The sequence below is a fragment of the Petroclostridium sp. X23 genome, assembly GCF_030013905.1.
Taxonomy (GTDB): domain Bacteria; phylum Bacillota; class Clostridia; order SK-Y3; family SK-Y3; genus X23.
In genome coordinates this window covers 2,396,298-2,408,901 of sequence record NZ_CP124862.1, presented here as the reverse complement: position 1 = coordinate 2,408,901, position 12,604 = coordinate 2,396,298, and the positions used below count along the sequence as shown (strand labels likewise).

The 12,604-nt window shown below is 38.9% G+C and carries 9 protein-coding genes; 7 read left to right on the top strand and 2 right to left on the bottom strand.

Features of this window, described 5'->3' with window-relative positions; genetic code table 11:
• The first annotated feature begins 41 nt into the window (after nucleotides 1-41).
• On the top strand, nucleotides 42-1,319 hold the full coding sequence (locus tag QKW49_RS11440) for a DEAD/DEAH box helicase (protein WP_282867662.1): 1,278 nt from the start codon (nucleotides 42-44) through the stop codon (nucleotides 1,317-1,319).
• 274 nt (nucleotides 1,320-1,593) lie between these two features.
• On the top strand, nucleotides 1,594-3,150 hold the full coding sequence (locus tag QKW49_RS11435) for an ABC-F family ATP-binding cassette domain-containing protein (protein WP_282867661.1): 1,557 nt from the start codon (nucleotides 1,594-1,596) through the stop codon (nucleotides 3,148-3,150).
• A gap of 59 nt (nucleotides 3,151-3,209) precedes the next feature.
• On the opposite strand, the gene QKW49_RS11430 is transcribed toward QKW49_RS11435, so the two are convergent.
• Nucleotides 3,210-5,117 (bottom strand): ABC-F family ATP-binding cassette domain-containing protein, encoded by a 1,908-nt coding sequence (locus QKW49_RS11430; protein ID WP_282867660.1) that lies wholly within the window; start codon nucleotides 5,115-5,117, stop codon nucleotides 3,210-3,212.
• A gap of 164 nt (nucleotides 5,118-5,281) precedes the next feature.
• Entirely contained in the window at nucleotides 5,282-6,205 is a 924-nt protein-coding gene (locus QKW49_RS11425; RefSeq protein WP_282867659.1) for a DMT family transporter, read from the bottom strand.
• 537 nt (nucleotides 6,206-6,742) lie between these two features.
• Between QKW49_RS11425 and QKW49_RS11420 the strand changes: the two genes are divergently transcribed.
• The 5 genes from QKW49_RS11420 to QKW49_RS11400 all read left to right on the top strand — a co-directional run bounded on the left by QKW49_RS11420 (nucleotide 6,743) and on the right by QKW49_RS11400 (nucleotide 12,604).
• Nucleotides 6,743-7,384, top strand: a complete 642-nt coding sequence (locus tag QKW49_RS11420) for a helix-turn-helix transcriptional regulator (RefSeq protein ID WP_282867658.1) — start codon at nucleotides 6,743-6,745, stop codon at nucleotides 7,382-7,384.
• 20 nt (nucleotides 7,385-7,404) lie between these two features.
• On the top strand, nucleotides 7,405-8,532 hold the full coding sequence (locus QKW49_RS11415; RefSeq protein WP_282867657.1) for a M20/M25/M40 family metallo-hydrolase: 1,128 nt from the start codon (nucleotides 7,405-7,407) through the stop codon (nucleotides 8,530-8,532).
• 256 nt (nucleotides 8,533-8,788) lie between these two features.
• On the top strand, nucleotides 8,789-9,178 hold the full coding sequence (locus QKW49_RS11410; protein WP_282867656.1) for a Rid family detoxifying hydrolase: 390 nt from the start codon (nucleotides 8,789-8,791) through the stop codon (nucleotides 9,176-9,178).
• A 72-nt stretch (nucleotides 9,179-9,250) separates the two neighbouring features.
• A complete protein-coding gene (locus tag QKW49_RS11405; RefSeq protein WP_282867655.1) occupies nucleotides 9,251-11,020 on the top strand; it encodes a M28 family peptidase in 1,770 nt (589 codons plus the stop codon).
• 375 nt (nucleotides 11,021-11,395) lie between these two features.
• Nucleotides 11,396-12,604 (top strand): ABC transporter substrate-binding protein, encoded by a 1,209-nt coding sequence (locus QKW49_RS11400; protein ID WP_282867654.1) that lies wholly within the window; start codon nucleotides 11,396-11,398, stop codon nucleotides 12,602-12,604.

Below are 12,604 nucleotides of genomic sequence, written 5' to 3'. Positions count from 1 at the left end.
TAAAGCGAACAATAAAATAAAAACATAAGAGAGGTAATACAATGTCGACTGATTTTTTAACCCTTGGAATTACTAGTGAATTAAACCATATATTAAGCCAGAATGGTATTACGGAGCCGACACCGATACAGGTTCAGGCTATTCCTGTACTCTTGGAAGGAAAAGATATTATAGGACAGGCCCAAACCGGTACGGGGAAGACCCTTGCATTCAATCTGCCGATCATGGAGCAAATTGATGTGAATAGATCTGCTATACAGGCATTGGTTATCACACCTACCCGTGAATTGGCGCTTCAGATTACCGGGGAAGCTAAAAAACTTGCCTTGGTTAAGGGGGTAAATATACTTGCTGCTTATGGAGGTCAGGATGTAGAACAGCAGGTGCGCAAGCTGAAGGGCGCTATTCATATGGTAATCGGTACACCGGGACGCTTATTGGACCACCTACGACGTCAAACTATAAATTTCAGTCAGCTTGAAATGCTTGTACTAGATGAAGCGGATCAAATGCTTGATATGGGATTTTTAAAAGATGTAGAACAAATTATTAAACAAGTATCCAAAAAGCGCCAGACTATGCTATTTTCCGCAACAATGTCTAAGGAAATCCGTTCGTTGGCGAACAGATATATGCAAGACCCTGTTCAGGTACGTGTAAAAGGCAAGAAAATAACGCTTGATGAAATAAAACAGATGGTCATTGAAACAACCGACAGAGGAAAACAGGATGCCCTTTGTAAAATAATTGATGAATACAGACCGTTCATGGCGATTATCTTCTGCCGGACCAAGCGCCGAGCAAGTGCATTGAATGAAGCATTGCAAAGACGGGGATACAACTCGGATGAACTGCATGGTGACTTGACGCAGGCAAAGCGCGAGAAAGTAATGAAGGCATTCAGAAATGCGGAGTTACAACTTCTCGTGGCAACCGATGTTGCGGCACGGGGGCTGGATATAGAAGGGGTAACCCATGTGTTTAACTATGATATCCCGCAAGATGCAGAAAGCTATATCCACCGTATCGGACGTACGGGACGTGCCGGCCAGACAGGGATGGCTATCACTTTTGCTGCGCCGAAAGATCGGGATACGTTAAACATGATAGAGAAGGGGATAAATACATCTTTAGAAAGACAAAAGCTTGTTATAACAACTGAACAGAAATTTACCAGAGAAAAACAAAAGCAAAGTGACGGTAAGCACAGAATAGATAATAAAGGAAGAGCTCCGAGAAACTCAAATAGAAAATCGGGCGGACTTAAAAAAAGAGGAGTTTCAAAGGGAAGGACGCAGAAAAACGTCAGGCGGGGATGACATATGGATATGTACTTCACTTAGATGCAAATCTTTACTTTGACTTTTAATCATTTGATAAGCTATAATCAATGGCGTATAGGAGGATGTGAAAAAGTCAAATTTAGCACATAGAGGAAATCGGACATGGGCGGGGCCCTGGTCTGCTGTCAGGCCTGGTTTTTGGCCGGACTGCGGCCTTGTCCCCGTGTCAGATTTCCGACCAATTAAGCACTTTTTCACAATCTCCTATAGCGCTGAGCAGCAATAAATTTTAATGATATATGGGGGAAATATGAGTATTCTCAATGTTGAAGATGTAAGCCATGGCTTTGGTGCCAGAACAATACTGGAAGATGCTTCATTTCGTTTGTTAAAGGGTGAGCATGTGGGGTTGGTAGGAGCGAATGGAGAAGGAAAGTCCACGTTTTTAAATATAATCACCGGAAAGCTTGCGCCGGATGAAGGCAAAGTAGAGTGGTGTAGAAGAATTACTACAGGATATCTTGATCAACATACTCTTTTGACAAAAGGCAAAACCATCCGGGAAGTTTTAAGAGAAGCATTTCAGCATATGTTTGATCTTGAACAGGAAATGCTGCAGCTGTATGAAAAAATGTCCGAAGCTTCAGAGGATGAACTTGCAGTAATGATGGAGGACGTTGGAGAGATACAAAGCATGCTGGAATACAATGGTTTCTATATCATTGATTCTAAGATAGAAGAGGTAGCCAATGGACTAGGTTTGGGGGATATCGGCCTTGACCGCGATGTAAGTGATTTGAGCGGGGGACAGAGGTCAAAGGTGCTGCTCACGAAACTATTATTACAAAATCCAATGATTCTGATATTGGATGAGCCTACAAACTTTTTAGACGAGAATCATATCTATTGGCTCAAGAATTTTCTTAGGAATTATGAGAACAGCTTTATTCTGGTGTCTCATGACATTCCTTTCTTAAATGATGTGGTCAATGTTATTTATCATGTGGAAAATGCCGTGCTGACACGATATACGGGGAATTATGAACAGTTTCAGCAGATGTACCAGTTGAAGAAGGTTCAAAATCAACAGGCGTACGAGAAACAGCAGAAAGAGATTGAGAAGCTGGAAGACTTTATTGCAAGAAACAAAGCGAGAGTTGCTACTACCAATATGGCTAAAAGCCGTCAAAAGAAACTTGATAAGATGGATATCATAGAAAAGACGAGGGAGAAAGTTAAGCCTACTTTCAAATTCAGGGAAGCAAGAACTCCCGGAAAATATATATTTCAGGCTGAAAATCTGGTGATCGGTTATGGAGAACCCCTAACAAGGCCATTGAACCTGACTTTGGAAAGAGGAAAAAAAATAGCCATTAAAGGAGTAAATGGCCTGGGTAAATCAACATTGCTCAAAACCATTTTAGGAGCATTGAAGCCTATATCAGGAGAAATAGAGCTGGATGATTATCTTTTTCCCGGATACTTTGAGCAGGAGTCAAGCAGGGACAACAGCCATACAGCATTGGAAGAGATATGGAACCAGTATCCGAGTATGACCAATGGGGAAGTGCGTGCCGCTTTGGCTAAATGCGGACTAACGACGGAGCATATTACAAGCCAGATGATGGTGTTAAGCGGTGGTGAAAATGCGAAAGTAAGGCTGTGCAAATTAATGCTTCAAGATATTAACTGTCTGGTTTTGGATGAGCCTACTAATCATCTTGATGCAGATGCAAAAGATGAGTTAAAAAGAGCCCTGCAAGAATTTAAGGGCACAATAGTCTTGGTAAGCCATGAACCTGAGTTCTATGAAGATTGGGTAACGGATATATGGAATGTGGAAGAGTGGACTACTAAAATTGTATAAATCAAAAAGAGACATGGAATGATCCCCCTATGTCTCTTTTAATCTATCTAATTCTTTTATTACTGTTGTGCGCGTTCAATTTCTTCTACCAGTTCATTTAGATATGCCCAACGGTCTACAGCTTCTTCCAGTTGTTTTTCCAGCAGCAGCTGCTTGGCTGTAAGTTCCTGCAGAAGCGTATAGTCACTGGCAGCGGCATTGATTTCAATGCCAATATCACTTATCTTTTTTTCAAGGCCTTCGATAATTCCATCGATCTGCTCGTATTCTTTTTGTTCTTTATAGCTAAGTTTAAGCGGACGGTTCTTTTTATAATCTCTTTCGTTGATGTTTTTTTCTGCTTTGGGAGTCTCTTTTGTTTCTTGGGTAACGTGTTGTTCAAGATATTCCCGGTAATCGGAATAGTTTCCAATGGTTTGGCGTATTTTACCGCTGCCTTCGAAAGAAAATATCTTATCTACAACTCTATCCAAAAAGTATCTGTCATGAGAAACCACTATTACCGCACCGGGGAATTCGTCCAAGTAGCTTTCTAAAATAGTGAGCGTTTGAATGTCAAGGTCATTGGTCGGTTCATCCAATAATATGATATTAGGGGCGGACATAAGGACTCTGAGTAAATAAAGCCTTCTTTTTTCACCGCCCGAAAGCTTCGCAATAGGAGTCCATTGTACGGCGGGAGCAAATAAGAAGCGTTCAAGCATTTGGGAAGCACTGATGCTGCCGTCCGGGGTTTCCAAATATTCCGCTACTTCCCGAATATACTCGATTACGCGCAAGTTTTCATCCATTCCTTCGTTTTCTTGAGAGAAAAAGGCGATTTTAACAGTTTGGCCTCGTTCTACCTTTCCGCTGTCAGGTGCTATATTGCCTGCAATCATTTTTAATAAGGTTGACTTGCCACTTCCGTTAGGACCTATAATACCCACACGATCATTTCGTAAAAACGTATAACTAAAATCGGAAATGAGGAGTTTCTCACCAAATACCTTATCGATATCTATGAGATCAATAACTTTTTTTCCCAGGCGGCTCGAGCCTGCGGCAATTTCAATCTTACCGGATATAAATTCAGGTTGGGAGGACTGGAGTTTTTCGAATCTGTCAATGCGCGCTTTTTGTTTAGTAGAACGTGCTTTTGCACCACGCTTAATCCAGGCCAGTTCATTTCGTAAAAGATTCTGCCGCTTTCTTTCGGAAGCTTTCTCCAGTTCTTCACGCTCTAATTTCTTTTCGAGAAATAAGCTGTAGTTGCCTGTATAACTATAGAGATTTCCTCTATCCAGTTCTATGATTCTATTTGCAACTCTATCTAGAAAATATCTGTCATGTGTCACCATCAAGAGGGCACCCTTGCGGTTATTCAAATGTTCTTCCAGCCAATCAACAGTCTCATTGTCTATATGGTTGGTAGGCTCGTCTAAGATAAGCAAATCTGCAGGTGTGATTAAAGCACTTGCCATCGCCACTCTTTTTCGCTGTCCTCCCGATAGTGTTCCTACTTTTGTATCAAAATCGTGGATGCCAAGCCGGGTTAATATGGTTTTGGCATCACTTTCTATACGCCATCCATCTAATGCATCCATCTTTTGATTCAGGTTTACAAGTTTTTGCTGCAGGTGGGTATCATCCGGTGCATTATTTATTCTTTGCAGTGTTGATTCATATTCTCTTATCAATTCCATAATGGGAGAATTTCCTTTGAAAACCTGCTGCAATACGGTTGCATTATCAATGAAATTCGGATTTTGGGGGAGATATTCTATCCTTAAGCCATTAACGGTGGTGATATTCCCTTGATCAGCATACTCAATGCCGGCGAGGATTTTCAGAAAAGTAGATTTACCGGTACCGTTAATACCAATGACGCCTATCTTATCTCCTGCGCCAATACCCATAGAGATGTTGTCGAGAAGTATTTTTTCGCTATAGCTTTTTGAAATATTTTCAACTGTTAATAGATTCATCGCAATCTTTGTCCTTACTAATTATATTTATTATATTTTCTCTATTATACAACATTGCAGCACATATGTCACATAAGTAGTTAATGAACTCTAAAGATACGGGGGGATAAAGGTATATATTAAATATGATTCATATATTGTGTTTTCTTAAAAATTTTAATAACTTACAATCTCACCCTAGAAGAAATTTTGATTTGTGATAGTAGTATCCCTTCGAGTATAAGAATACAACCTATATATCCTCTAGTACTCATGCTCTCTCCAAGTAGAAGTGCACCACCTATAGCACCAAAGACGGATTCCATACTTAGGATGATAGCTGCATGGGATGGCTTAACATTTTTTTGCGCTGCCACTTGGAGAGTATATGCTACACCAACGGATAAGAGACCGCCATAAAGTATTGGAATTAAAGCGTTAAATATACCACTCATAGTAATCTGTTCAAATATTAAGGCTGTTATCAAGCTCAATATTGAACAAGTTGCAAATTGGATACATGATAATTTCAGAATTTCTATTTTAGTGGAGAAATAATCTTTAGTGGAGAAATAATCTATTGTTAAAATGTGTACAGCCCAAAATATGGATCCTATAACTTCAAGTAAGTCGCCATAACTTATACTGAAATTTTTATTTACGCTTAAGAGATATAGTCCAACAACTGCAACTCCTATACCGATCCATGAGTTTCTTTCGATTTTATGCTTTAAAAATACTCCGATAATTGGTACAAAAATCATATAAAGTCCTGTAATGAAGCTTGCTTTTCCGGCAGTTGTATATGCAAGTCCGATTTGTTGCAGCGTTGCAGCTATGTAGAGCACGATGCCAACTAATATTCCGGGTAAAATTGTTTTTTTTGTGCTTAATTCCATATCATTCGCATTACAAGTGCCATTTTTTTCAATTTTATAGTAATATAAAATCAAGGGTGTGAGAGAAACGCTTCCAAGAGCAAATCGGATTCCATTAAAGGTAAAGGCTCCCACGTGCTGAGAACCTACTCTTTGTGCGACGATTGCAAACCCCCATATAGCTGCGGTAAGCAATAAAAGCATACCGCCACATAATCTTTTATTATTCATATGAATCTCCTTCTTTTAAAATAATTACATGTTTTTACACTTTTTATATAATAAAAGGAATCCTAAATATTTCTGCGATTTTTTGGTGATTGATGTGTTGATCTTGGGATTAGGAAAGCAAAAAAGTAATCGCGAACTGCCATGTTGAACTAAGATTCTTTTTATTCAGGTGTCAGATAACCAATTCAAGAACGAATATGTTTTTTATTACATCTATCTTATACATATTCGATAACAACTTGGCTTTTTTGGATGTTTGTATATACATATGCTTGTGAGCAAATTTGCAGATTACATACGTACTATTTTGGAGAATAAGATTATAGTTTTTTCATGGACACATTTATTAGTGAATCCTCTAGGAAGACCATATTGATTATATAAAGGTTCTTAAATTTTGTCAATCACAATAGCATAATAATAAAAAAAATTTTTTGAAAAGTATTGATTGTTAAAACAAAAAGTAATATAATTATAACAAAATTAATGAAACGCTGGGATATGCAGTAAGAAAAAATTATGAGAATGGGGATATGAATGGAGACAATTCAAAGGGAAATGAATTTTTTACGAGCAATTATGACACTTATTGCCAAGCAGTTTGGAGATCGGTGCGAAGTTGTTTTGCATGATTGGTCAAAAGGTTATGAAAAAACAATTATTGCAATTGAAAATGGCCATGTTACAGGGCGTAAAGTAGGAGATTGTGGTAGTAATTTGGGATTAGAGGTATTGAGGGGCACATCTGATGGCATGAATCAATTTAACTATGTAACTAAAACAAAGACTGGGAAAACCTTGCGATCTTCTTCTATTTATATTAAGAATGAAAAAGGTGAACCTATAGGGGCGTTGTGTATTAATTATGATATCTCAGATATACTGAATATGCAAAGCTTTATAGAAACGCTGACGATGGTAAATAAAGATGTGGATGAGCATTTTGTAAATAATGTAGCTGAGTTGCTGGAATATTTAATATGTGAAAGTATCAAAAGTGTAGGTAAACCTGTAGAAGAGATGAAAAAAGAGGATAAAATCAAGGCTTTGAAATATCTGGATGAAAAAGGTGCATTTCATATTACAAAATCAGGTACAAAAGTTTGCAAGGTTTTTAATATTTCTAAGTTTACACTCTATAACTATTTGGATGAATTCCGCAGAGAAAAAAACGAATAAAGAGATAGGGGGTTGAAACCGTGAATTTTAAAGAAACCAACGTTTTTACTGAACACACTTTAAGGGAACTGATTGAAATTCCTTCCGTGTCTGGAAACGAAGGGACTATCGGGAATTATATCTTTGAGAGTCTGCAAAGCTTCGGAGTGGATAGTATCATCCGGCAGCATGTTGGACCGGGACGTTTCAATGTAGTGGCTACTTTGAAGGGTTCTAAACCGGGGCCGAGAATCTTGCTTACCGGACATATGGATACCGTACCGGCAGGAGAAGGGTGGGATACAGACCCTTTTGAAGCGGTTGTAAAGGATGACAGGATGTATGGACGTGGAGCTCTTGACATGAAAGGCGGTATTGCTGCGATATTAAATACTGTACGTATAGCAGCAAAACACAGAGATGAATTGCCCGGAGAATTGCTGATTGCTTTTGTGCCGGATGAAGAAGCTTTTTCTGCCGGAGTGAATAAGTTTATTGAGAGCGGAGTCACTGCTGATTTTGGTATTGCTGCTGAACCGGAATATAAAGCTGTTATCGGTAGTGTTGGAAAAATGCTGATACGGGCACAGGTGAAAGGTGTTGCCGCTCATGGCTGTGAGCCGGAACTTGGTATAAATGCAGTAGAAGAAAGTGCAAAGTTCCTTAGCGCACTGGGTACTATTCCTTTGCTTACACATCCGGTTATGAAAGAACAGCCGTATGTCACTCTAAAAATAGAGGGAGGCTTTAAAGAGTATTCCATTGTAGTGCCGGAAAACTGTGAATTCCTCATTAATAAGCATACGGTTCCGGCTGAAACGAAGGAATATGTACTGGGAGAGCTGGAAAAACTGGTGGAGCGTTTAAATGTAAAGGCACAGTTTGAATTTTCTATTCAGGAGCCTTACTATCCGGCGTTTGATCTTGGAGATAGCAATCCCTACCTTTCAAAACTGGGCGATATATATAAAGAAGTGATAGGTACACCCATGGAAATGCGTTATGGTACCGGTGTATCCGACAATAATCGTTTGGTTCCTCTTACGGGAATACCGGTTATCTGTTTAGGCGCTTATGGAGGTGGACTGCATTCTAAAAATGAATGGGTCAGCATTAGTGCTTTGCATCGAATGAGTTTGATTTACCAAAAGTTTATTTTTAACAATTGAAAATGTATAACGATGATCAAAAAATACTGCTCTTTATCCTTCTATAAGTTTAAAAGAAGGAATTAAGAGCAAAAAAATACATAGGCATCAAAAAAATAATAATTTTATTTTATATTAAATATCCCTAAATTTTGCATATCACTGTGAAAAAGTAAAACAATTTGTCATATATATTCTAATATTATCAGACATTTCAAAAAAATATAACAAAAAGTTTTAATTCATTAATAGTATCAACAACGAAAGGAACAGATTTATGAACAAAATCAAAGTTACAACATCAAAGGCACCAAACCCAGGTGGTTGGTATTCACAGGCATTTCGAGCAGGAGACATGATTTATACTGCAGGTGTAACAGCTGCCGATCCGGTTACACAACAGATAGTGGCTCCAGGCGACATTGTAAGACAGACGGAGCAAGTCCTTGAAAACATGGAAGAGATTTTGAAAGCAGCTGGCTCCGACTTGGAGCATGTTATAAAAACAACAGTATTTATTTCAGACTTAGATATGTTTGAAGAATATAACGAGACCTACAAAAAGTTTTTTCCGGTGGATCCGCCTGCACGCAGTACTATGGAAATCGGAAAGTTTAATAATGGAATGGTTATCGAAATTGAAGCTATTGCAATTGCTAAAGATTAAATGAGGGATAAATCCCATCGATAGTGAAACTCAGTACTTCCTAAAATATCAATTACGAGGAGAGATGGTAAGATGAATGATTTGTATAATATTTTAAAAAAAGAATTAAGTGCTGAAAAAAACTATGAGTATGCGCAGTATCTTACAGATCTTTTTCCAAGGCGCATTTCCGGAATGGGAGATGATCGAAAAGCTGCAGAGTGGATTGCATCTAAGTTTCGAGAATTTGGCCTGGAAGGTGAAGTGGTAGATTTTGAAGCGTATAACAGCAATCCTGTTTTTTCAGAAGTTAAAATCATCCGGCCTGAAACAATGATAATCGATAGCCGTCCTTGCTGTCACATAGCTTCAACGCCTCCGGAAGGCCTGGAGGTGGAAGTAATATATATAGCCGGTGGTGATTATCCTGATTATGAAGGTAAGGATGTGAAAGGGAAAGCGGTGTTGGCCGAAGTTTCTTTTGCGCCGGGAACGCCCGAAAAGGCACGTATTGCGGCTGAAATGGGTGCTAGTGTTATAATTTTAGCCAACAATGGGGAAGATGGCGCGAAGGATCAAGATTATGTTTGCGGGCGAGGTTTGAAAGCGGTTTGGGGCAATCCTACCCCGGATACATTTAAAGAAATTCCTCAGATTGTCGGTATTGGAATTACTCATGCTGCGGGTTTGCATATTAAAGAAATGTGTTTGAAGGGTGAAAAGGTTGTCGTAAGAGTGAAAGCGGAAGCCACTCGTAGTTGGGATATGCTGCCAATGCCGGTTGGTTATTTAAGAGGCAGTGAGGAACCGGATAAATACCTGATTGTGAATGGGCATCTTGATGCATGGGAACCGGGTGTGACCTGCAACGCGACAGGCGTTGGTACAATCCTTCATCTTGCTGAGTTGTTCGCAAAACATCGTGACTTGGTAAAGCGGAGCATTTACTTTATCAATTGGAACGGACATGAAATTGCAGAGTCTGCAGGTTCCACTTGGTATATTGATCAACATTGGGACGATCTGGAAGGAAATTGTATCGGAGGTATTAATATTGATTCTACCGGTATGATGGACGCAGTGGAATATAGGTGTACTGCATCTGGAGAGATTATGACATTTGTTAAAAACATGATTAAAGAAGTTTTAGATGAAGATATAGAGGTGCCTCAGTTAGATAAATACGGCGACATGTCCTTTTTGGGTATTGGCATTACATCAATAGTAGGCCGTATGAGCATGTCGGATGAATATAATGAAAGAACTCATGGTGCGATTCTGGGTTGGTGGGCTCACACCATTAAAGACGATATGGATAAAGTAGATAAAGCGAATCTGGCCAAAGACTTGATGATTGATTGTGCAATCATTTGCAGCTATGTCAATGATGCGATTTTGCCGTATGACTTTACCGCTACCTGCCGGGATATAGAGAATAAGCTGGTAGATATTATGAAAAAAGCAGATAAAAAAATTGAAATGCAAAGCATTTTAGACAATATTAAAAAACTGCACAAGTATAGTACGGAAATTAACAAAATACGTGCAAGGCTAGCGAACAGTTTAATCACTGATGAAAAAGTAAGACTTATAAATACCCTTTCTTTGAAACTTAGCCAATGTCTCACCTGGGCTTTTTATACCTTCTGTGACCGTTTTGAACAAAACTCCTATGCATATTCACCGGCAGCCAGACCCATTCCTTTTCTATATACTGCAATAGATTTGGCTAACATGGATCCGAATAGCTTGGAATATAAGCTGAAATATACCGAAGTAGTCAGAAATCGTAATCGTGTATCTACAGCTGTCCGGAATGCGTTGGAATATTGTAACCTGTATCTGTCTTTAATTAAAAATTAGTTTTATAAAATATATAAGGCCGTAGCAATTTTTCATCGGTGTTATTGATGTTGATAACGTTATGAATCAAGATTTGATAACGTGCATCAAACAGTATTTCGTGATACGATATATACTTATCATCTTCGGCAGAAGGTTGTCAATTAATGATACTCCTATTGAATACTGCAGGGAGGTGGTTGGCCGAATTGAAATTCAAGAGCCTGAATTAATATGAGATGGGGAGGTGGCAAATAAAAAAGATGTCTGAAGCTATTAGCTATGGAAATGGAATAGAGGTAGTCAGACTTGCATATTGAATGGGTCGAGCAGCAGCAGGTGTATTATAAACGTGGGACTTTAACAAATTAATAAGAGAAGAAAGAAGGAGTAATTATGAAAAAAATGAAAGGTATTCTAGTGGGGTTGCTAACTGTTGTACTAATATTATCGATGGTCGGTTGCGGAGGAGAGCAGACTAAAAGCGAAGGTGCTGCTGGGGAGAAAAAAACTGAAAGTAAAGATAATGGAGATATCGTAATTGGCTATATTGGACCACTTACAGGTGAGGGTGCGCTATGGGGTGCGATGGAGTTGAACACGGTCAAGATGTTGGTCGATGAGACCAACAAAAACGGTGGTGTCCTCGGTAGAAAAGTTGTACTTAAGTCGTATGATAATCGTATGGATGCGGTTGAAACGACGAATGCTGCCAATAAGGCTATTCTAAATGATAGGGTTGTTGCGATTATAGGTACAAATACTTCCGGTTGTGCCATAGCACTTGCTGAAGTATGTGAACAGAATATGGTTCCCCATTTAACAACAGTTGCAACAAATCCCAAAGTTACTCTTAAGGATGACGGCACGGTTCGTCCGTATACATTTCGTGTAAGTCAGAATGATAATCAGCTTGGTGCTGCGATTGCCAAATATGCATATGATAAAATGAATATTAAAACTGCGGCGGTATTAAATGAAATCAGCAGTGACTACTCTGTTGGTGTAACAGAGGTTTTTATCAAGACATTTTCGTCTTTAGGTGGTAAGGTTACTACAACAGAGTCATTTAAAACAGGGGATGTTGACTATAGGGCACAGCTTTCAAAAATTATTGCAACAAATCCGGATGCTTTATATCTCCCCGCAAATTACAAAGAGATGGGTCTTGCCTCAAATCAGGTTCGAGAATTAGGTTTTGAGGGAAAGATTATTGGTCCGGATTGCTGGCTGATGTATGAATTGTTTACAATTGCTACAGATTCTGTACAGGGTGCGACATTTGTAACTAGTGTTAATATCGCTGACCCTAGTTTTGAACCCTTTAGGCAAACTTATCATGAACTGTACAATAGGTATCCTGATTCCACAAATGCTTATTATGCACATGATGCCTATAATATGATCCTTTATGCAATAAATAAAACCGGTGAAGCAACATCGGAGAAGATCCGAGAAGGCTTGGAAACAGTGAAAGATCTTGATTTAATTACAGGTAAAGTAACGATGCCGGCCAGCCATAACCCTATAAGAGATGCATATATATCCGTAATCAACAATAAAAAGTTTGAATTCCCAGAAAAAATCAGAGTGGAAGAAGATTAA

Excerpts from the sequence above, each read along its gene's own strand:
- QKW49_RS11440 (WP_282867662.1), top strand. The coding sequence starts at position 42 with ATGTCGACTGATTTTTTAACCCTTGGAATTACTAGTGAATTAAACCAT.
- QKW49_RS11435 (WP_282867661.1), top strand. The coding sequence starts at position 1,594 with ATGAGTATTCTCAATGTTGAAGATGTAAGCCATGGCTTTGGTGCCAGA.
- QKW49_RS11430 (WP_282867660.1), bottom strand. The coding sequence starts at position 5,117 with ATGAATCTATTAACAGTTGAAAATATTTCAAAAAGCTATAGCGAAAAA.
- QKW49_RS11425 (WP_282867659.1), bottom strand. The coding sequence starts at position 6,205 with ATGAATAATAAAAGATTATGTGGCGGTATGCTTTTATTGCTTACCGCA.
- QKW49_RS11420 (WP_282867658.1), top strand. The coding sequence starts at position 6,743 with ATGGAGACAATTCAAAGGGAAATGAATTTTTTACGAGCAATTATGACA.
- QKW49_RS11410 (WP_282867656.1), top strand. The coding sequence starts at position 8,789 with ATGAACAAAATCAAAGTTACAACATCAAAGGCACCAAACCCAGGTGGT.
- QKW49_RS11405 (WP_282867655.1), top strand. The coding sequence starts at position 9,251 with ATGAATGATTTGTATAATATTTTAAAAAAAGAATTAAGTGCTGAAAAA.
- QKW49_RS11400 (WP_282867654.1), top strand. The coding sequence starts at position 11,396 with ATGAAAAAAATGAAAGGTATTCTAGTGGGGTTGCTAACTGTTGTACTA.